Source organism: Pseudomonas sp. FW305-3-2-15-C-LB1 (assembly GCF_058787615.1).
Genome location: NZ_JBYSZX010000017.1, coordinates 61015 through 81743, shown reverse-complemented (window position 1 = coordinate 81743; position 20729 = coordinate 61015). Strand labels below are relative to the sequence as shown.

Annotated in this window: 20 protein-coding genes and 1 pseudogene; 12 read left to right on the top strand and 9 right to left on the bottom strand. The window is 63.0% G+C overall.

Translation table 11 applies throughout. The annotated features are described in order from the left end of the window. Window positions 1–58 precede the first annotated feature (58 nt). Window positions 59–877, bottom strand: coding sequence for a shikimate 5-dehydrogenase (locus tag AC3WP7_RS25260; protein ID WP_102592941.1), 819 nt, complete (start codon window positions 875–877; stop codon window positions 59–61). Between the two features lie 156 nt (window positions 878–1033). Between AC3WP7_RS25260 and AC3WP7_RS25255 the strand changes: the two genes are divergently transcribed. The 3 genes from AC3WP7_RS25255 (at window position 1034) to AC3WP7_RS25245 (ending at window position 2101) form a co-directional block, all read left to right on the top strand. Beyond that, window positions 1034–1408: a hypothetical protein gene (locus tag AC3WP7_RS25255; RefSeq protein ID WP_102592942.1), complete on the top strand. Its 375-nt coding sequence runs from the start codon at window positions 1034–1036 to the stop codon at window positions 1406–1408. Window positions 1409–1632: 224 nt separating this feature from the next. Further along, entirely contained in the window at window positions 1633–1827 is a 195-nt protein-coding gene (locus AC3WP7_RS25250) for a hypothetical protein (RefSeq protein ID WP_071489678.1), read from the top strand. A 91-nt stretch (window positions 1828–1918) separates the two neighbouring features. Beyond that, a complete protein-coding gene (locus tag AC3WP7_RS25245) occupies window positions 1919–2101 on the top strand; it encodes a hypothetical protein (RefSeq protein ID WP_071489679.1) in 183 nt (60 codons plus the stop codon). 2 nt (window positions 2102–2103) lie between these two features. Here the strand turns inward: AC3WP7_RS25245 and AC3WP7_RS25240 are convergent, their stop codons facing one another. Together AC3WP7_RS25240 and AC3WP7_RS25235 are read right to left on the bottom strand one after the other, a co-directional pair. Next, window positions 2104–3171, bottom strand: a complete 1068-nt coding sequence (locus tag AC3WP7_RS25240) for an AI-2E family transporter (protein WP_093127166.1) — start codon at window positions 3169–3171, stop codon at window positions 2104–2106. 103 nt (window positions 3172–3274) lie between these two features. Continuing rightward, window positions 3275–4480 carry a cytochrome c biogenesis protein DipZ gene (locus AC3WP7_RS25235; protein WP_092249653.1) on the bottom strand — a complete coding sequence of 402 codons (1206 nt, stop codon included), beginning with the start codon at window positions 4478–4480 and terminating at the stop codon, window positions 3275–3277. Between the two features lie 201 nt (window positions 4481–4681). On the opposite strand from AC3WP7_RS25235, the gene trhP reads away from it, so the two are divergent. Further along, window positions 4682–5995, top strand: coding sequence for a prephenate-dependent tRNA uridine(34) hydroxylase TrhP (gene trhP, locus AC3WP7_RS25230; protein ID WP_102592943.1), 1314 nt, complete (start codon window positions 4682–4684; stop codon window positions 5993–5995). Window positions 5996–6020: 25 nt separating this feature from the next. Here the strand turns inward: trhP and ctpM are convergent, their stop codons facing one another. Both ctpM and AC3WP7_RS25220 read right to left on the bottom strand, forming a co-directional pair. Continuing rightward, window positions 6021–7700: a methyl-accepting chemotaxis protein CtpM gene (ctpM, locus tag AC3WP7_RS25225; protein WP_092249647.1), complete on the bottom strand. Its 1680-nt coding sequence runs from the start codon at window positions 7698–7700 to the stop codon at window positions 6021–6023. 76 nt (window positions 7701–7776) lie between these two features. Continuing rightward, window positions 7777–9096, bottom strand: a complete 1320-nt coding sequence (locus tag AC3WP7_RS25220; RefSeq protein WP_172963361.1) for a Na+/H+ antiporter family protein — start codon at window positions 9094–9096, stop codon at window positions 7777–7779. Window positions 9097–9336: 240 nt separating this feature from the next. Between AC3WP7_RS25220 and AC3WP7_RS25215 the strand changes: the two are divergent. Both AC3WP7_RS25215 and AC3WP7_RS25210 read left to right on the top strand, forming a co-directional pair. After that, window positions 9337–10626 (top strand): annotated as a pseudogene (locus AC3WP7_RS25215) (PDC sensor domain-containing protein); the annotation flags it as partial. 102 nt (window positions 10627–10728) lie between these two features. After that, window positions 10729–11484 carry a methyl-accepting chemotaxis protein gene (locus AC3WP7_RS25210; protein WP_371914392.1) on the top strand — a complete coding sequence of 252 codons (756 nt, stop codon included), beginning with the start codon at window positions 10729–10731 and terminating at the stop codon, window positions 11482–11484. A 51-nt stretch (window positions 11485–11535) separates the two neighbouring features. On the opposite strand, the gene AC3WP7_RS25205 is transcribed toward AC3WP7_RS25210, so the two are convergent. From AC3WP7_RS25205 to AC3WP7_RS25190, 4 genes are read right to left on the bottom strand one after another with little or no spacing between them, the layout of a single operon-like run. Next, window positions 11536–12897: a sensor histidine kinase gene (locus AC3WP7_RS25205; protein ID WP_092249640.1), complete on the bottom strand. Its 1362-nt coding sequence runs from the start codon at window positions 12895–12897 to the stop codon at window positions 11536–11538. After that, window positions 12894–13562: a response regulator transcription factor gene (locus AC3WP7_RS25200; protein ID WP_071489687.1), complete on the bottom strand. Its 669-nt coding sequence runs from the start codon at window positions 13560–13562 to the stop codon at window positions 12894–12896. Before AC3WP7_RS25200 ends, AC3WP7_RS25205 begins: the two co-directional genes overlap by 4 nt. Continuing rightward, window positions 13562–13873 (bottom strand): PepSY domain-containing protein, encoded by a 312-nt coding sequence (locus AC3WP7_RS25195; protein ID WP_071489688.1) that lies wholly within the window; start codon window positions 13871–13873, stop codon window positions 13562–13564. The genes AC3WP7_RS25200 and AC3WP7_RS25195 overlap by 1 nt, the downstream gene beginning before the upstream one ends. After that, window positions 13873–14175, bottom strand: coding sequence for a PepSY domain-containing protein (locus AC3WP7_RS25190; RefSeq protein WP_058425612.1), 303 nt, complete (start codon window positions 14173–14175; stop codon window positions 13873–13875). Before AC3WP7_RS25190 ends, AC3WP7_RS25195 begins: the two co-directional genes overlap by 1 nt. 158 nt (window positions 14176–14333) lie before the next feature. On the opposite strand from AC3WP7_RS25190, the gene AC3WP7_RS25185 reads away from it, so the two are divergent. From AC3WP7_RS25185 to codA, 6 genes are all read left to right on the top strand, one after another. Beyond that, window positions 14334–15413, top strand: a complete 1080-nt coding sequence (locus tag AC3WP7_RS25185; RefSeq protein WP_092249637.1) for a patatin-like phospholipase domain-containing protein — start codon at window positions 14334–14336, stop codon at window positions 15411–15413. Between the two features lie 307 nt (window positions 15414–15720). Further along, window positions 15721–16077 (top strand): 6-carboxytetrahydropterin synthase QueD, encoded by a 357-nt coding sequence (gene queD / locus AC3WP7_RS25180; protein WP_003190259.1) that lies wholly within the window; start codon window positions 15721–15723, stop codon window positions 16075–16077. A gap of 96 nt (window positions 16078–16173) precedes the next feature. Continuing rightward, window positions 16174–16797 (top strand): NUDIX hydrolase, encoded by a 624-nt coding sequence (locus AC3WP7_RS25175; RefSeq protein WP_092249634.1) that lies wholly within the window; start codon window positions 16174–16176, stop codon window positions 16795–16797. 191 nt (window positions 16798–16988) lie between these two features. After that, window positions 16989–18257, top strand: coding sequence for a cytosine permease (gene codB, locus AC3WP7_RS25170; RefSeq protein WP_071489691.1), 1269 nt, complete (start codon window positions 16989–16991; stop codon window positions 18255–18257). Beyond that, window positions 18254–19459, top strand: coding sequence for a PucR family transcriptional regulator (locus AC3WP7_RS25165; protein WP_093127145.1), 1206 nt, complete (start codon window positions 18254–18256; stop codon window positions 19457–19459). Before codB ends, AC3WP7_RS25165 begins: the two co-directional genes overlap by 4 nt. A gap of 26 nt (window positions 19460–19485) precedes the next feature. Further along, window positions 19486–20721 carry a cytosine deaminase gene (gene codA, locus AC3WP7_RS25160; protein WP_071489693.1) on the top strand — a complete coding sequence of 412 codons (1236 nt, stop codon included), beginning with the start codon at window positions 19486–19488 and terminating at the stop codon, window positions 20719–20721. Window positions 20722–20729 lie beyond the last annotated feature (8 nt).

Sequence of the window (20729 nt, the reverse complement as noted above, 5' to 3'; positions counted from 1 at the left end):
TTGTTGAGCTACCGCTATCGGGGGCAAGCCCCCTCCCACATATGATATTCAGGGTTCTTCAGGTTCGGGCGAACGCCACGGCTTTGGCGAACTGCTCCGGCGTCGGTCGCACCCCGGTATAGAGCACAAACTGCTCAAGCGCCTGGATCGCAATCACTTCGAGCCCGGTAATCACGCGTTTACCCTTGGCACGTCCACGCACGATCAACGGCGTTTCAGCGGGGATCGCCACCACATCGAAGATCGTCTCGGCAACATCCACCGCTTCGGCATCGAAGGCCAACGCATCTGCCTCAGGCCCGCCCGTCATGCCGATGGGCGTCACGTTGATCAGCATCTGTGGGCGCAGGTCGCCCAGTTCGGCCAGCCATTCATACCCCAAGTTCTGCGCCAGCGCCCGGCCCGCAGTCTCGTTGCGCGCCACGATCACGCCCTTGGCGTAGCCACCATCGCGCAAGGCACTGGCCACGGCCTTGGCCATGCCGCCGCTGCCACGCAGGGCGAAGGTCGAGTCCTTTGGCACCGCGTGCTTCTTGAGTAACTGTTCGATGGCGATGTAGTCGGTGTTGTAGGCCTTGAGGTGCCCATCGGTGTTGACGATGGTGTTCAGGGAGTCGATGGCTTGAACCGAATCGTCGAGCTCGTCCACCAAGGCAATGGCGGCTTCCTTGAACGGCATGGAAACCCCGCAACCGCGTACCCCCAGCGCCCGGATACCACCGATCGCGCCGGGCAAATCCCGGCTGCTGAAGGCTTTATAGTAGAAGTTCAGGCCCAGCTGTTCGTACAGATGGTTATGAAAGCGCAGGCCGAAATTCCCGGGGCGCGCCGACAGCGACATGCACAGTTGGGTGTCCTTGTTGGGGTGCATCTGCATGGGTAACTCCTTTGAGTAAGCAAATCGGTACAGACCTTACACAACCTTTACCTAGCGGCTGTGCTGTTTTTCAGAAATACGTTGTCTTAAAAGTATCCCCGCGACATTACTTGAGTCTATTGATTGCAGACCACAAGCGCTGGGGCTAACCGAGGAATGACCATGATTCGTACAATCCCCAAGATCGCCTTGCTGGTTGGCGCACTCGCGATGGCAGGCCAAGCCTCCGCCCACGGTGGTGGTTGGGGTGGCCCGGCTGTATTGGGTGCTTTAGTCGGCGCTGCAGTCGTGGGCTCCGTGGTTGCCAGCCAACCGCGTGAGGTCTATGTGCAGCAGCCGGTTTATGTGCAACCGCAGCCGGTATATGCCGCTCCGCCGCCGGTTTATTACGCACCGCCACCGCCGGTGTATGTGCAGCAACAGGTTTACTACCGCCCGACGCCGGTCTATTACGGCCCACCGCGTGGCTATTACGGGCCACCACGCGGCTACTACGGCCCTCCCCACGGTTACTACGGTCGCGGCTGGTAACCGCATCGTCTAAAACAGGCCTCGCGTGATTGCGGGGCCTTTTTTTGCCTGGAAAGTCCGGATTCATGGCGTCAAGGTCGCTCTGAGGACAATGCCCTGCGCGCAATCGCACATCATCAACACCAATGTCTACTTGCCCGAACAGGCCTTGCGCTGTCATGTTTGTGTCACGAAACACTCCCACTATCGAGACTGTCCACCCATAACAACAAGGACGACTGACCATGCCCACGCAAAACCCGCACCGCGCCGCCGGCCTCTGTACGTCGAGCAAGGTCTACAGCGCCCTCACGGAACTCAAGCACCTGGAAGGCCACCGCAGCGCCAAGTTCCTCGCGTTGCTCGCGGAAAACCTGGTGCGCAAGGGGCTGCTCAGTGAGCAGGAAGTGGTGAACATGCTCGATCAGGTCGTGGACTGACGCCTCGCGTCGATGTCGACTATCGAGACGGGTGATTTTTCCTGCGCCAGCCCGCCCCGTAAAGTGACCCCCATAGCGATTGGAGGTCTTTATGCCCACTGTACAAATCATGTCCGTCATCGGCAGCGCCGTCCCCGCCCCGCTTCGCAAGTCGGGTCTTCTCGCCTGCTGGTACCTGGTACGCGATGGTGAAGCCATCAGCGGCCCACTGACATCCCTGTCGGATGCCGAAAAACAACTGCAACACGTATCGAACTTCAGGCTCCACGCCTGAGGTCAGGGCAATGGCAGTTTGACTCGCGGCTTGCTCTCCACAAACAACGCCCAACTGGACATGAACAGCGCCGCCACCAGCGGCCCGATCACAAAACCATTGAGGCCAAACACCGACAGACCGCCCAGGGTCGAGATCAGGATCAGGTAGTCCGGCATCTTGGTGTCCTTGCCCACCAGGATCGGGCGCAGCACATTGTCCACCAAGCCGATCACAAACACGCCGAACAGCCCCAGCACCACGCCCTGCCAGATCGCACCGCTCAGCAGGAAGTAAACGGCCACCGGGCCCCACACAATCCCGGCGCCCACGGCCGGCAGCAACGACAGAAACGCCATCAGCACCGCCCAGAGCAACGCACTGGGAATGTCCAGGAACCAGAAAATCAGCCCGCCCAGCGCACCCTGGGTTACCGCCACCAGCACATTGCCCTTGACCGTGGCGCGCACCACCCGGTTGAACTTGAGCTGCAACCGCCGCTTCTGCGGCTCGGCCAGTGGCACCGCCGTGCGCACCTTGCGCACCAGCTCCGGGCCATCGCGCAGCAGGAAGAACAGCAAGTACAGCATGATGAAAAAGCTCACCAGGAAATCAAACGTGCCCTGGCCGAAGCTGAACGCCTGGGTCGCAAAGAACTGGCTGCCCTGCATCGCGCTCTTGACGATTTTCTCGCGCAGGGCCTCCAGGTTGCCCATGCCGAAGCGGTCCAGCAGGTGCTGGAAGTACGGCGGCAACACGTTCTTGAACTGCTCGATATACCCGGCCACGTCCAGCTTGCCGCTCTCGATGTTCTTGTAGAGCGTCGCCCCCTCTTGCACCAGCAAGGCACTGGTGATGATCACCGGCAGGATCGCGATGACCAGGCAGGCGCTCAAGGTCGCCAGGGAAGTGAAATTGCGGTTCCAGCCAAAGCGCTGCTGCAGGCGGCGCTGCATCGGGGCAAAGATGATGCCGAGGATCACCGCCCAGAACACGGCGCCGTAGAACGGCAGCAATATCCAGATAAACGCGACGGTCACCAGGCCCAGCAACAACAGCAGGGTCTTGAATTGCAGGTTGGTTTGATTCATGTCCGGTCCATGTCAGAAAAGCACAGGGCCGGTATAGGCCCTGTTGCTTAGTCCGCAGCGATTCCTGGGAGTGCCGTTGGTTATCGAACAAGCGTAGACCCTATCACTGCGTGGCCTTGGCCTCATTCAACAACGTCTGGATCATCTGCTCCTGGGCCTCGTACCGGCCTTCACCAAAATGCGTGTCGCGCACCTGCCCGTTGGCGTCGATCAGGTAATGGGCGGGCCAGTACTGGTTATCGAAGCGGCGCCAGATCGCGTAGTTGTTGTCGATCGCCACCGGGTACGTAATACCCAACTTGCGCACCTGCTCCTTGACGTTGCCGATGATGCGCTCGTAGCCGTATTCCGGGGTATGCACGCCGATCACTACCAGGCCGTCCTGCGCGTACTTTTTCGCCCAGGCCTTCACGTACGGCAGGGTGTGCTGGCAGTTGATGCAGTCGTAGGTCCAGAAATCCACCAGCACCACCTTGCCTTTCAAGGATTCGCGGGTCAGTTCAGGTGAATTGAGCCACTCGACCGCGCCGCCCAGCGACGGCATGGCGCCCCGTGCATTGTCCTGCGGGTCGGCCTTGACCTTGCTCACCACGTAATCCACCACCTTGGGCACGTTTTCCAGCAGCCCTTTTTCCAGGCGGCTGACGCCTTCGGACGAGGTGCCGGCGAGCAGGGTCTTGTCAGCACCGGTAGAAATCACCACGGCCGCGGCCAGTACCGCTACCCCTGCCCCACGGCGCAGCCAACCGGTCAGCGGAATGGAGGCCTTGAGTCGATTGACCAGGCCGCGCCCGGCAACGATCAGGGTGCCCAGGGACAGCGCACTACCCAGCCCGTAGGCCAGCAGCAACAGACTGGTCTGCGCATTGGCGCCTTGCAGCATCGCACCGGTCAGGATCACACCCAGGATCGGCCCGGCGCACGGTGCCCACAGCAGGCCTGTGGCGACACCGATCATGAGCGACTTGAGCGGACCGGACAGCGCACGGCTGTCAGGATCGATACGGTTGCCCAACAACACGAACGGCCGCGCCAGCCAGCCACCGAACCGCGCCGAGATCAGCGACAGCGCAAACAGCCCCATGACGATCAGCGCCACATGGCGGCCGGTGTTATTGGCCTGTATCACCCACTCCGAGCTGACCACCGCCAGGCTGGAAACCAGCGCGAAGGTCAGCACCATGCCGCCGAGGGTCAACAGGATCGAACGACGACTGCGGTCGACACCGGCGAACAGAAACGGCACCACCGGCAGGATGCAAGGGCTGAGGACGGTCAGGATGCCGCCCAGGAATGCGACGAAGAGCATGGTGATCACCTTATGGATACGGGGAGCCCATTAAGACCGGATGAGGTATCGCGCCTGTGTCGGAAAACCGTGCGGATAAATCGATACGTATCCACAGCCCCCGTCGATACACAGCGATACAAAAATGCGCAAAGCACGATCTGGATCAATGAACCGCCCTCGCCGCTCGGCTACCTTCGCGACCTTTTGCGACCCGTGCCCATGCCTCCCATCCTCGCCCCCGAACTGCTCGCCCCTGCCGGCACCCTGAAAAACATGCGCTACGCCTTCGCCTATGGCGCCGATGCGGTGTATGCCGGCCAACCGCGCTACAGCCTGCGGGTACGCAACAACGAGTTCGACCACGCCAACCTGGCCCTCGGCATCCAGGAAGCCCATGCCCTGGGCAAGCGTTTCTACGTGGTGGTGAACATTGCGCCGCACAACGCCAAGTTGAAGACCTTCCTCAAGGACCTCGCCCCGGTGATCGCCATGGGCCCGGATGCGCTGATCATGTCTGATCCCGGGCTGATCATGCTGGTGCGCCGGCACTTCCCGCAGATGCCGATCCACCTGTCGGTGCAGGCCAATACGGTGAACTGGGCCAGCGTCGAGTTCTGGCAGCAGCAAGGGATCTGCCGGGTGATCCTGTCGCGGGAGTTGTCCCTGGAAGAAATCGATGAAATCCGCCAACAGGTGCCGGCCATGGAGCTGGAAGTGTTTGTGCACGGCGCCCTGTGCATGGCCTATTCCGGGCGCTGCCTGCTCTCGGGCTACATGAACAAGCGTGATGCCAACCAGGGCACCTGCACCAATGCGTGTCGCTGGAAATACCAGGCGACCCCGGCGGTGGAAAACGCCACCGGCGATATCGTCCAGCACTGCGAGCCGACCCTGGGCATTGGCGCACCGACCGACCAGGTGTTTCTGTTGCAGGAAGCCAACCGCCCCGATGAACAGATGCCGGCCTTCGAAGACGAACACGGCACCTACATCATGAACGCCAAGGACCTGCGCGCGGTGCAGCACGTGGAGCGCCTGACCCACATGGGCGTGCACTCGCTGAAGATCGAGGGCCGCACCAAGTCGCACTTCTATTGCGCGCGCACCACCCAGGTGTATCGCCAGGCCATCGACGATGCGGTGGCCGGTCGTGTCTTCGACCGCAGCCTGATGACCAACCTCGAATCCCTGGCCCAGCGTGGCTACACCGAAGGGTTCCTGCGCCGGCATGTGCACGATGAGTACCAGAACTACCAGAACGGCAGCTCGGTGTCGGAGCGCCAGCAGTTCGTTGGCGAACTGACCGGCGAGCGCCGGGGCGAACTGGCCGAGGTCAAGGTGAAGAACCGCTTCGCCGTGGGCAATCACCTGGAATTGATGACCCCCGCCGGCAACTTCCACTTCGACCTGGCCACCCTGCACAACGCCAACGGCGACGCCATCGAGGTCGCGCCGGGAGATGGGCACACGGTGTACCTGCCACTTCCGGCGGCGATGGACCTGCGCTTCGGCTTGCTGATGCGCGACCTCTAGCGCATCGCCGCCCAGCCCCTCAGCGCTAGATCCTGAACTGGCCGACCAGCTGCCCCAGGCGCTGGCCCAGGTCCGCGAGGCTGCGGGAGGTCTGGGCGCCCAGCTGGGTCTCGTCGGCCACGCTGTCCACCGCCACGGCAATCTGATGCACGCTGCGGTTGATCTCTTCGGCGACGGCAGTCTGCTCTTCGGCGGCGCTGGCGATCTGGGCGTTCATCGAATTGATGGTGCCGATCAACTGCGCCATGGTGTCCAGGGACGCGCCGGCTTGGTTGGCCTGGGCCGAGGTGCCGTCGCCAGCGTCGCTGGAGCGGCGCATGGCGTCCACCGCGGCTTCGGTGCCTTTTTGCAGGCGGTCGATCATGCCCTGGATTTCCTGGGTGCTGGTCTGGGTACGGCTGGCCAGGGCGCGCACTTCGTCGGCCACCACCGCAAACCCACGCCCGGCCTCCCCGGCCCGCGCGGCTTCAATCGCGGCGTTGAGCGCAAGCAGGTTGGTCTGTTCGGCGATGGAGCGGATCACGCTGAGCACACTGACGATGGAGGCCACGTCCTGCTGCAGGCTGTCGAGGGACACGCCGCTGCTGCGGATGTCGTTCACCAGCGCATGGATCTGCGCGATGCTGCCATCCACCACGCGCTTGGCGGCCTGGCCTTCGGCGTCGGTCTGCTGGGCCGCGACCGACGCGCCCTGGGCACTGCGCGCCACTTCCTGGGCGGCCGAGGACATCTGGTTGATCGCCGTGGCAACCTGGTCGGTCTCATGGCGCTGGCGCTCCATGGCCTGTTCGGAGCGCTGGGCCTGCTCGGACACCTGGCTGACCAGGCCGGTGAGTTGGCCTGTCATCTCGGTGATCTGGCGCACCAGGCCGTGGATCTTGTCGACAAACCGGTTGAACGCGCCCGCAAGATCGCCCAGCTCGTCCTGGCTGGTGATGGCCAGGCGGCGGGTCAGGTCGCCTTCACCGGCCGCGATATCGTCGAGGTTGGCTTTCATCAGGTGCAGCGGACGCAGGATGGTATTGGCCAGCAGCATGCCCACGGCGGCGATCACCAGCAGCACCACCACGGCCACGCCGAGGATGCTCAGCAGCACGCCTTCCATGCGTTTCTCGACCTTGGCCTCGACCACCGCCACCCGGGCTTCGATGCCGTCCAGGTTCACCGAGGTACCGATGACCATGTCCCACTTGGGCAGGTATTCGGTGTAGCCCATCTTTGGCACCAGTTCGGTCTGGCCCGGTTGGGTCGAGCTGTATTGCAGGTAATGGGTGCCGTCCTTGCCGACCTTGACCAGGTCGCGGTTGACGTACACCCCGTTGGGGTCGCGGTTGTCCTTGAAGCTCTTGCCCACGCCGTCGGGGCTGTTGCCCTTGAACAGGCGGATGGTCTCGGAGTCATAGCCGAAGAAATAGCCGTCCTTGCCGTAACTGGTGTTGGACAGCAGCTTGACCACCTCGGCGCGCGCCGCGGTATCACCGGGGGCTGCCGCGTCGTAGAGCGGCTTGATGGTGGTCATGGCCACTTCGACGTAGCTTTGCAGGGTGGCCTTGGCGTCGTTGAGCAGGCGCTGGCGGGTCTCTTCCACCTCATTGCGCGCCTGACCCTGCAGGATCCATACGGTGGTCAGGCTGATGACCACGGCAAACAACAGCACCGGCACTACGGCGAGGGACAGGACTTTGGCCTTGAGGCTCAGACGCATGGGTTTTCTCTCTTATTAGTGGCGACTTGAGAGGTTAACGGCCGCGTAGGAAGTTTCTGTAGTAAGCCCGCTGCGGTCAGAGGATCATGGCAGCCAGCCAGCCGAATGCCAGCAACGGGAGGTTGTAGTGCAGAAAGGTCGGCACCACGGTGTCCCAGATGTGGTGATGCTGGCCGTCGATGTTCAGGCCGGAGGTGGGCCCCAGGGTCGAGTCCGAGGCCGGCGATCCGGCATCACCCAAGGCACCGGCCGTGCCGACGATGCACACGATGGCCATGGGGCTGAAACCCAGTTGCACGCACAGCGGCACAAAGATCGCCGCGAGGATCGGCACGGTGGAAAACGACGAGCCGATGCCCATGGTCACCAACAGCCCCACCAGCAGCATCAACAACGCCCCTACCCCACGGCTATGGCCGATGAAGGCTGCCGAGGTTTCCACCAGCGAACGCACATCGCCGGTGGCCTTGAGCACTTCGGCAAAGCCCGAGGCGGCGATCATGATGAAGCCGATCATCGCCATCATCTTCATGCCTTCGGTGAACAGGTCGTCGGTGTCGCGCCAGCGCACGATGCCCGACACCGAGAAGATCAGGAACCCGGCCAGGGCGCCAATGATCATCGAGTCCAGCCACAGCTGAATGATGAACGCCGAGGCAATCGCCAGTCCGGCTACCAGCAGGGTCAGTGGGTTGTACTGCACCGCCACCTGCTCGACCCGCTCGATCTTCTCCAGGTCGTACACACGTTTCTTGCGGTAGCTGATGAACACCGCCACCAGCAGGCCGACGACCATGCCCAGCGCTGGCAGGCTCATGGCGTGAGTGACGTTGACCTGGCTGATGTCCACGCCGCTCTTGGCCACGTTGGCCAGCAGGATCTGGTTGAGGAAGATATTGCCGAAGCCTACCGGCAGGAACATGTACGGCGTGATCAGGCCGAAGGTCATCACGCAGGCGATGAGGCGGCGGTCCAGTTGCAGCTTGGTCAGCACGTACAGCAGCGGCGGCACCAGCAATGGAATGAACGCGATGTGGATCGGCAGGATGTTCTGCGAGGCAATCGCCACCACCCAGAGCAGGCCGATCAGCAGCCATTTGACGTGGCTGCCACCGCTGGCTTCCTGGCGGTCTACCAGCAGCAGGGCCTTGTCGGCCAGCGCGTGAGCCAGGCCGGACTTGGCAATCGCCACGGCGAAAGCGCCGAGCAAGGCGTAGGACAACGCCACCGTCGCCCCTCCACCCAAGCCGCCATTGAAGGCCTTGAGCGTGGCCTCGATCCCCAGGCCACCGGTCAGGCCGCCCACCAGGGCGCCGAGGATGATGGCGATGACCACATGCACGCGGGACAGGCTGAGCACCAGCATGGTACCGACCGCGGCAATGACTGCGTTAATCATGGTTACCTCAAGCAAAAAACATAAAAAAACAGGCATGCCCGCGCCCGGGCGGCCATTGGGCGGCAACCGGCGTGCAGGCTTGAAGGAGGTCTTATTAGAGGGCGCGCACTTTGCAGCAGGCGGGCGCGCATGTCAAAAAACGGCGCCGCTTTCAGGTTTAAATCGATCGTTTGAATAAAGAAAAAACTGAAACCGCCGATACAGGGGCTCTCTGTGTTTTCAGGTAAGGATGTACCGATGTCGCTCAGGCAGCTCTCCATTCAATGGAAAATCACCCTGCTCGCTGGCTTGTGCCTGCTGGGAATCGTGACCCTGCTGGTGGGTCTGTCGCTGTATCGCATGGCGCAGAGCTCGCAGCAGGTCAAGGCCTCGAGCATGCAGATGCTGGATGAAGCCGCCCAGGCGCGCATCGAAGCCCAGGGTGAGGTGCAGGCGCTGGGCATCCGTCGCCAGTTCATGGACGCCTATCAGTACGGCCATGGTTTTTCCCGCCAGGTACTGTTCCTGCGCGAGCAGGCCGAGAAGCGCTTTCTCGACGCCTTCGACACCCGCGAAGACCTGACCCGCCAGGTCAAGGCCGCGTTGCAGGCCAACCCGGATCTGCTCGGTCTGTCCCTGGTGTTCGAAGCCAATGCGCTGGACGGCAAGGATGAGCTGTTCGCCGGCCAGGCAGAGTTGGGCAGTAACGACAAGGGGCGCTTCGCCCTGTACTGGTCGCAGCCGACACCCGGCAAGCTGGAGTCAATGGCACTGCCGGAAAGCGACATGTCCGACACCCGCGTCGGCCCCAGCGGCGAAAAGGCCAATGCCTGGTTCACCTGCCCGCGCACCACGCTCAAGCCATGTGTGATCGAACCGTACTTCTACACGATCAACGGGCAAAACGTGCTGATGACCAGCATTGTCTTCCCGTTGATGGCCAACGGCAAAGTCATCGCCTCGCTGTCGGTGGACATCAACCTCAACAGCCTGCAGGCCGTGAGCCAGCAGGCCAGCCACAAGCTGTATGACGGCCAGACCCAGGTCAGCATCCTCAGCCCGACCGGTTTGCTCGCCGGCTACAGCCCCGACGCCAGCAAACTCAGCCAGCGCCTGGACCAGGTCGACACCGCCAGCGGCGCACAGTTGATCAGCGCCCTGGCCGGCAGCTCGCAGATCCGCAGCCTGCGCACCGATCACCAGCTCAAGGTGCTCGCGCCGTTCGCACCGATCCCGGACGGCAAGCCGTGGGGCGTGCTGCTGGATGTGCCGGAGAAGGTCCTGGTGGCCCCCGCCGAAGCGCTGAAAACCCGACTGGATGCCGACAATGCCAAGGGCACCCTGCTGGAGCTGAGCCTGGGCCTGCTGGCCGCCGTGGTCGGCTTGATCCTGGTGTGGTTGATGGCACGTAGCGTGACCCGGCCGATCCTCGGCGTGGCGCACATGCTCGAAGACATCGCCAGCGGCGAAGGCGACCTGACCCGGCGCCTGGCCTACGACAAACAGGACGAGCTGGGCCAATTGGCTGGATGGTTCAATCGCTTCCTCGACAAGCTGCAACCGATCATCGCCGAGGTCAAACGCTCGGTGCAGGACGCCCGTGGCACCGCCGACCAGTCCGCCGCAATTGCCACTGAAACCAGCGCCGGCATGGAGCAGCAGTACCGCCAGGTCGACCAGGTGGCCACCGCCTCGCACGAAATGAGCGCCACCGCCCAGGACGTGGCCCGCAGTGCGGCGCAAGCGGCCCAGGCCGCACGCGATGCCGACCAGGCCACCCGCGACGGCCTCACCGTGATCGATCAAACCACCCGCAACATCGGGGAGTTGGCGGCGGACATGAGCACGGCCATGTCCCAGGTCGAAGGTTTGGCGGCCAACAGTGAAAAAATCGGCTCGGTGCTGGAAGTGATCCGCGGCATTGCCGAGCAGACCAACCTGTTGGCGCTCAACGCCGCCATCGAAGCAGCCCGCGCCGGTGAAGCCGGGCGTGGCTTTGCGGTAGTGGCCGATGAAGTGCGCAACCTGGCGCGACGGACCCAGGAATCGGTGGAAGAAACCCGCCTGGTCATCGAGCACCTGCAAAGCGGCACCACCGACGTGGTCGGCGCCATGGGCAACAGCTACCGCCAGGCCCAGGGCAGCGTCGAACAGGTCGGACAGGCGGTGACCGCCCTGCGCCAGATCGGCGATGCGGTAACGGTGATCAGCGACATGAACCTGCAGATCGCCAGCGCCGCCGAAGAGCAAAGCGCGGTGGCCGAGGAGATCAACAGCAACGTGGCGACCATTCGCGATGTGACCGAGTCACTGTCCGAGCAGGCCAACGAATCGGCGCGGGTGAGCCAGGCGTTGAACAGCCTGGCGAATCAGCAGCAAGGGTTGATGGATCAGTTCCGCGTCTGAAAATGCAAGGCTATCCAATGTGGGAGGGGGCTTGCCCCCGATTGCGGTGTATCAGCCAATCTGTTTTTTGACTGGAATACCGCCATCGGCGGCAAGCCCCCTGCCACAGGGCAGTTCGATCAACACTTTCAGACCGCCCAGTTCAGACGCCTGCAACTGCAACACCCCGCCCCACACTTCGACAATGTCCCGCACGATCCCCAGCCCCAGGCCATGGCCATCGATCTGTTCGTCCAGGCGTGCGCCACGGCTGAACACCTGGTCTCGCTGGCTTTCAGGAATGCCGGGGCCGTCATCTTCCACCGCCAGCAGGTAATGGTGCTCAGTCTCGGTGACGCTCAGGCGCACGTCGGCATCCGCCCATTTGCAGGCGTTATCCAACAGGTTGCCGAGCAGCTCCAATAGATCTTCGCGGTCCCAGGGCAGTTGCAGGCCGGGCGCGGCGCGGTAGCTCAGGTCCAGGTGTTCGCCGTGGATCATGGTCAAGGTGGCAAGCAGGCCGGGCAGTTCTTTATCACAATCGAACAACGCGCCGGGCAAGGTTTCCCCGGCCAGGCGGGCGCGGTTGAGTTCGCGGTTGAGGCGTTGCTGTACCTGCTCCAACTGATCACGCAGCAGTTTGCTCAGCTCAGGATGTTGCTTGAGCGTCTCGCTCGATGCCGCGCTCAACAGCACCGCCAAGGGCGTCTTGAGGGCGTGGCCGAGGTTGCCCAGGGCATTGCGCGAACGCTTGAGGCTGTCTTCGGTGTGCGCCAGCAGGTGGTTGATCTGCGCCACCAGCGGCTCCAGTTCCAGGGGCACCTGGGTATCGAGTTGCGAGCGTTGCCCCTGTTGCAGCTGGGCAATCTGGTTGCGCGCGGTTTCCAGCGGGCGCAAGGCGCGGCGCACGGTCACCCGTTGCAGGATCAGCACCAGCAGCAGCGCTGCCAGGCCCAGCACCAGGCCGATCTGGCGCATCAGCCGGAAGCTTTCGCGCACCGGGGTGTAGTCCTGGGCCACGCTGATGGAAATCGATTGGCCAAACCGCTTGTAGTCCGCACGCAGCACCAGCAGTTGCTGGCCTTCCGGGCCGAGTTGCAGGTTGCCCTTCAGCCCCGCCTCGGGCAGGCGCGGCAGTTCCTGGTCCCACAATGAGCGGGAGCGCCAGTGGACGTCGGCGAAATCAATGCGGAAGTAATGCCCGGAAAAAGGCCGTTGATAGGCTGGCGACAGGCGTTGCTCATCCAGCTGCACGCCGTTCGGCCCACGCACCAGCGCCACCAGCAGGTTCTCGGCGTCGTTGCGCAAACCGGCTTCCAGGTAGCGCTGCAAGCCGGCCTCGAACAACCACAGGCTAGTCTGGGCCAGCACCACGCCGACGATCACCATCACGCTGATCAGCCCCAGGCTCAGGCGCCGCTGGATCGACCTCATGCAGGGCTGGCGCCAAACCGGTAACCCTGGCCGCGCCGGGTCTCGATCACGCTGCGGCCCAATTTGCGACGCAGATGGTTGACGTGAACTTCCAGCACATTGGAGTCGCGTTCGGTCTCACCGTCGTACAGGTGCTCGGCCAGGTGGCTTTTCGACAGGATCTGTTCGGGGTGCAGCATGAAATAGCGCAACAGGCGGAATTCGGCGGCGGTCAGCTGGATCTCATCGCCATCACGCAGCACGCATTGGCGACCTTCGTCCAGATGCAGGCCGGCCGCCTGCAACGTCGGTTGGTTCGCCTGGCCGTGGGAACGGCGCAACAGCGCCTGGATGCGCAGGTGCAGCTCTTCGGGGTGAAAGGGTTTGGCCAGGTAATCGTCGGCGCCGGCCTTGAGCCCTTCGATGCGCTCGGCCCAGGAGTCGCGGGCGGTGAGAATCAGTACCGGAACGGCCAACGCGGCGGCTCGCCATTGGGCCAGTACCTCAAGCCCAGGCAGGCCCGGCAGGCCGAGGTCGAGGATGATCAGGTCGTAGGGCTCGCTGCGGCCCTGATACACGGCATCGCGCCCATCGGCCAGCCAATCGACCGCATAGCCCTGGCGCTGCAGGCCAGCCATCAGTTCATCGGCCAAGGGTACGTTGTCTTCCACCAGCAGCAGGCGCATCAGTCTTCCTCGTCTTTGATCAGCACACCGGTGCGTGCGTCCAGCTTGATTTCGCGCACCACCCCTTCGGTGGTCACCAGTTCCACTTCATAGGCATATTGGCCGTGTTTCTTCTCCAACTCGGCCTCCAGCAGGCGCGAGCCGGGGTAACGCGCCATGGCCTGCTGCAACAATTGCTCAAGTGGCAGGATCACCCCCTGCTGGCGCAGCGCCAAGGCTTCATCCTGGTTGAGGTCGCGGGCCGCCAGGCTGGAGCAGAATGCCAAGAGCACCAGCGCCACTCGACTGCCGACGCGTAAATTTACCTTCATTACGTATCCTGATGATTCTTGAGGACCTGCCCGGTGAGCGCGTCCAATTCAACGTCCCATTCGATGCCGTGGGCATCCTCCAACTCGACCTCATACACGTACTTGCCGTAGGCCTCGTCCAGGTCGGTGTCCAGCAATGTCGAACCGGGGTGCAGGGCCAGGGCCGTGGCTTCCAGTTGATCGAAAGCGACAATAGTAACAGTGGCCGGCACTTTCAGTGGTTTGTCGGGGTCCACGGCTCGGGCCTGGGTCGCCGTGAGGGCGATGATACCGGCGGCGGCCAGCGCGGTAAGGCGCTTCATGATAAGTCTCCGTTACAGGATGTATTCCTACGCCGGCCACCGTACGCCCTGCAACTTAACTGAAACTGAATTGCCACCATGGCAATTCTCACCCAGGCCTTTGCCCCACATTCCACGAGATTTTCTATAATGCCCCGCTCGCTCGGACAGAGACCGGTATGACAGCCATCCACATCAAGTTTCCCGCCTTGACCCTCAAGGCCGGCAAACGCGCCTTTGCGCGCATTCGTGAACAAGGCCTCACGCCTGCCGAGGTGGGCATCCTGCCCGGCGCGGCCGGCGGCCCGAAGGCACTCGGCATCCAGGGCCTGGACCTGGCGCTGTTCGGCGACTGGCTGCCCCGCGCACCACGGGAACGTGCGCTGATCGGGGCCTCGATTGGCTCCTGGCGGTTTGCCAGCGCCTGCCTGCCCGACCCGGTGCAAGGCTTGCTGGACCTGGGCCGCCTGTATAACGAACAGCGTTTTGCCAAAGGCGTGACCATGGCCGAAGTCACCCAGAGCTGCCAGCGCATGCTCGACGACTTGCTCGCCGGCCGCGATGCACGGGTGCTGGACAACCCGGATTACCGCCTGAACATCATGGTGGTCAAGAGCCACGGCCTGCTGGCCGACGACCATCGCGGGCGGCTCGGGCTGGGGCTGTCATCGGTGATTGCCGATAACCTGCGCGGCCGCGCACGGCTGTCGCGGCACTTCGAACGGCTGATCATCCACGACCCGCGCCAGGCGCCACCGGTGCATCCGCTTAAGGACTTCCCCTCGCGCTTCCTGCCCCTGGAACTGGGCAACCTGCGCCAGGCACTGCTGGCGTCGGGGTCGATCCCCATGGTGATGCAAGGCGTGCGCGACCTGCCGGGCGCAGGCGCCGGCACCTACCGCGACGGCGGCCTGCTGGACTACCACCTCGACCTGCCCTACCACGGCGATGACATCGTGCTGTACCCACACTTCACCGACCGGGTCATCCCCGGCTGGTTCGACAAGGGCCTGCCGTGGCGACGCAGTAACCAGCAAGGCCTGCAGGACGTGTTGCTGCTGGCTCCCTCCAGGGACTACCTGGCCCGCCTGCCCCACGGCAAATTGCCGGACCGCAGCGACTTCAAGCGCTTCATGGGCGACGACGCGAGCCGCAACCAGTACTGGCAGACCGCGATGAGTGAAAGCCGAAGGCTGGGCGATGAGTTTCTGGAGCTGGCGGATAACGGCGGATTGGGCGAGCGACTGCAGGTCCTGTAGACGCGGGCCGGAATCCGGCAGGGGTTTGGGGGGGACCACCCGATTAGTGTGAACACTGCGACTGTGGCGAGCGGGCTTGTCCCGCGTTGGGTTGCGAAGCGACCCTGGAAGGAGGAATGCGGTGAGTCGGGCACTCTTCGGCTGCTGGTTTTGGGGCTGCTTCGCGGCCCAACGCGGGGCAAGCCCGCTCGCCACAGGCAATCTTTATTCGCCGGCAAGCCGGCGTGTACAGAGGGACGGTATGCGCGGCGAGGGATCAAGCTGTTAAACTCGCCTGCTGCCAGACACCGACCGAGCTGAAAACACTGTGGAAATCTTCAAGGAATTTACATTCGAATCCGCCCACCGCCTGCCCCACGTACCGGAAGGCCACAAATGCGGGCGCCTGCATGGGCATTCGTTCAAGGTGGCGATCCACCTGAGCGGCGACCTGGATCCCCATACCGGCTGGATTCGCGACTTCTCGGAGATCAAGGCGATTTTCAAGCCGCTCTACGAACGCCTCGACCACAACTACCTCAATGACATCCCCGGCCTGGAAAATCCCACCAGCGAAGTGCTGGCCAAGTGGATCTGGAATGAGTTGAAACCCCTGCTGCCTGAGCTCAGTGCGATTCGTATCCACGAGACCTGCACCAGCGGTTGCATCTATCGCGGCGAATAAGCCTTCGGTAGGAAAAAGCCACCCTCGCGGTGGTTTTTTTATGCCTGGTATTGCACCCTTCGATCTGCCCGCCCTTCGCACACGGATGAGGAATGTATGGAAAACACCTGGCTGGCCCAGGCCAAACGCTTGCAGGCATTGGCCTCCACGGGCCTGCACTTCTGCACCGATGATTTCGAGCGTGAACGCCTGGAGGAAATTGCCGAGATTGCCCACAGCATGCTTGCGCAGCTGGGCAATGTGCCCCTGGAGCGTATCACCGGGTTGGTCAGCGACTTCGCCCAGCGTTACTCGACGCCGATGATCGACGTGCGCGGCGCGGTGATTGAGGGAGACCGGATTCTGCTGGTGCGCGAGTTGACCGATGGCTGCTGGGCGTTACCAGGCGGTTACGCCGATATCGGCTTGTCGGCGGCGGAAAACATCGTCAAGGAAATTCGCGAGGAAGCCGGGCTGACGGTGACGGCCCGGGCGTTGTACAGCGTCACGCACAAGGCCAAGGGCTTGTATCGGCCGGACGTACGGGATTTCTACAAGCTGTATTTCCTGTGCGAACCCGTGGATCAGTCGGCACCGATGGCAGGCTTCGAGACCACCGAGGTGGGTTTTTTCCGCCTGGACGAGCTGCCGCCGCTGTCCCGCGGGCGCACCATCGAAAGTGATTTGCAGGCAGCGTTCGCCTTCCATCGTGGCGAGACCACCCACACGCTGTTCGACTGATCCAATTTGTATCACTGCTGCACCGCTTTCGTGCCCGATTGGGCACTGCGACCTTTCCTCAAGGCGTTTGCCCCCTGTTTGGCTATAAATACTGTGCACGGTGCACAGCGCCCATCGTGCGCTCGCCACTGCTGCCGCCTTGGCACGCACGGTGCAATAGGCCTGCGTCACTCATTCAGGGAGCAAGGCACATGACGCAGCAAGAACCGGGCAACGATTACCCCCTTAGCGAAGTCCCGATGCATGCGCGCAAAGGCCTGGCGTCGACCGCCATGGTGCTGTTGGGCTTTACGTTTTTTACCGCGACCATGTTTGCCGGCGGCAAGCTTGGAGTGGCGTTCAGTTTCACCGACATGCTCGGCGTCGTGGCCCTGGGTAACCTGCTGTTGGGCATCTACGCCGCAGGCCTGGGTTACATCGCGTTCAAGAGCGGGCTGAACTCGGTGTTGATGGGGCGTTTCTGCTTTGGCGAAGTGGGCAGCAAGCTCAGCGATTTGATCCTCGGCTTCACCCAGATCGGCTGGTACGCCTGGGGCACGGCCACCGCCGCAGTGGTGCTGGGCAAGTATTTCGAACTCAGCCAGGGCAGCGTGCTGGCGTTGATGGTGGTATTTGGCCTGGTGTTCTGTGCCACGGCCTACATTGGTTATCGCGGGTTGGAGATTCTGTCCTACATCGCGGTGCCGGCCATGGGCATCCTGCTGTTTCTGTCGATGTGGGTAGCCACGGTAAAGGTCGGCGGGCTGGATGGGCTGCTCGCGGTGGTGCCCACCGGTGAGTTGGACTTGTCCACGGCAATCACCCTGGTGTTCGGCACCTTTGTCAGCGGTGCGACCCAGGCCACCAACTGGACACGCTTTTCGCGCTCGGCCAAGGTGGCGGTGCTGGCCAGCCTGATCGGTTTTTTTATCGGCAACGGCTTGATGGTGCTGATCGGTGCCTACGGCGCCATCGTCTATCAGCAACCGGACGTGGTCGAAGTGTTGCTGCTGCAAGGCTTTGCCATGGCGGCAATGGCCATGTTGCTGCTCAATATCTGGAGCACCCAGGACAACACCATCTACAACTTCGCCGTGGCCGGCTGCAATCTGCTGCGCACCAAACGCCGCAAGACCGTAACCCTGGCCGGTGCGGTGATCGGCACCCTGCTGGCGTTGCTGGGCATGTACGACATGCTGGTGCCGTACCTGATTCTGCTGGGCACGGTGATCCCACCGATTGGCGGGGTGATCATGGCGGACTTCTTCTACCGCTATCGCGGCCACTATCCACGCCTGGCCGATGCACGCCTGCCAGCGTTCAACTGGCCAGGGCTGGTGGCCTACGCGGTGGGCACGGTGCTGGCGTTCAACTCGCCCTGGGTCGCGCCGTTGGTGGGTATCGTGGCCGCGTCGCTGACCTACATCGCGCTCACCGCCGTGCTGCGCGTGCGGGCACCCTTGGTTGACGCCCAGGCATGAGCCTGACCATCGCCGATGTGCTGGCCCTGCCGGGCCTGGAATCCATGCGCCTGCGCGCCGGCACCGCTGGCCTGGAGAACGGCGTACGCTGGCCCTATGTGGCGGAAAACAGCGGGATTGCCGAGTGGGTATTGGGCGGCGAGCTGGTATTCGTCACCGGGATCAACCACCCGCGCGACGAAGGCAACTTGATGCAACTGCTGGAGGAAGCCTGCGAGCGTCAGGTGGCCGGGTTGGTGATCCTCACGGGGCCTGCGTACATCCAGGCGATCCCCCAGCGTTTGCTGGAGGCTGCCGAAGCCGCTGGCATGCCGCTGATCGAACAGCCCTACTCGCTGAAAATGGTGCTGGTGACCCAGGCTATTGGTTCGGCGCTGATCCAGTCCGAGCAGTTGGGTCGCTCGCGGCACGATGTGCTGGAGCGTTTGCTGACGGGCGATTATCAGTCCCTGGATTTGCTGCTGCACCGTGGCGGACAGTTAGGCCTGTCGTTGGCCGGGCATTGGCAGGTGGTGCAACTGCAGCTGGAAGGCAGTGAGCTGCTGTTTGCCCAAGGCGACGCGGCGGCGGTCGAGGTACAACTGGCGCGGCAACATGACGCCATCAACCGGCGCTTGCGCCAGGTGTCGGCGGGGTTGCCGGTACTTGGGCGGGCCGGCCAATGGACGCTGCTGCTGCCGGCCTCGGATGCCGTCGCCGCCTTGGTCAACCGCCAGCACCTGGCCAGCTGGCTCAACCCGCTGAATCTGCGACTGGCGCCGCTCAAATTGTTTATCGGCCTCAGCGCCGCCGCGCATCCACCGGCACGCCTGGCCCAGGCGCAGGATGAAGCACGTCAGGCACTGGCGGCTGCGCGGCGTTTCAGCGAGCGCGCCGGGCTGTGCGTGTACGACGAATTGGGCGTACTCAAGTTACTCAGTGGCGTGCGTGATCGCGCCCTGCTCGATCAATTCCTCCATGAACGCCTCGGCCCCTTGCTGCGCCACGACGCGCAGCATGGCCCCAACCTGATGCCGACCCTGGAAGCCTGGTTTCACGAGAATGGTAACCTGGTGGCCGCCGCCCAGCGGCTCGCCGTGCACCGCAACACCCTGACACACCGTGTCCAGCGCATCGAAGCCTTGTGCGGGCTGACGCTGGATAATTCATATGATCGCCTGGACATCGGCATTGCGCTGATGATCTGGCGACTGTCTGCCTGATTGTTTTAGCCAAGAGGAACTTGCCCATGCACATCATCAACGCCCGCCTGCGCAACCGTGAAGGCCTGCATGATCTGCACCTGGAACATGGCCGGATCGCCAGTATCACCGCGCAATCGACAGTACCGCACCTGGGCGCGGGGGACCTGGACGCCGCCGGCAACCTGGTGATCCCGCCCTTTGTCGAACCGCATATCCACCTCGACGCCACGCTGACCGCCGGCGAACCACGCTGGAACATGAGCGGCACCCTGTTCGAAGGCATCGAGTGCTGGGGCGAACGCAAGGCCACCATCACCCAGGAAGATACCAAGACCCGCGCCAAAAAGACTATCCAGGCCCTGGCCGCCCACGGTATCCAGCATGTACGTACCCACGTCGACGTCACTGACCCGGACCTCACCGCGCTCAAGGCCATGCTGGAAGTACGCGAGGAAAGCACACACCTGATAGACCTGCAGATCGTCGCGTTCCCCCAGGAAGGCATCGAGTCGTACCGCAATGGCCGCGAACTGATGGAAGAGGCCATCCGCCTGGGCGCCGATGTGATCGGCGGCATCCCGCACTTTGAATACACCCGCGACCAGGGCGTGAGCTCGGTGAAGTTCCTGATGGACCTGGCCGAACGCACCGGCTGCCTGGTGGATGTGCACTGCGACGAAACCGACGACCCACATTCGCGCTTTCTCGAAGTACTGGCCGAAGAGGCCCGCAGCCGCGACATGGGCGCCCGCGTCACTGCCAGCCACACCACCGCCATGGGTTCCTACGACAACGCCTACTGCGCCAAGCTCTTTCGCCTGCTGGGACATTCCGGTATCAGCTTCGTTTCCTGCCCCACCGAGAGCATTCACCTGCAAGGTCGCTTCGACAGCTTCCCAAAACGCCGTGGCGTCACCCGGGTCAACGAACTGCTCGAGGCCGGCATGAATGTGTGCTTCGGCCAAGACTCCATCGTCGATCCCTGGTACCCACTGGGCAACGGCAACATCCTGCGGGTACTCGAAGCCGGTTTGCACATCTGCCACATGCTCGGCTATCGCAACCTGCAAAGTGCCCTCGACCTGGTCACCGACAACAGCGCCAAAGCCATGGCCCTGGGTGACCGCTACGGTCTGGAGCAGGGACGCCCGGCCAACCTGTTGATCCTCTCGGCGGACAGCGACTACGAGGTGATCCGCAGTCAGGGCCTGCCGCTGTACTCGATCCGCAACGGCAAGGTGTTGATGACACGCCGGCCAGCCCAGGTAGAGTTTGCGTAAACACCTCG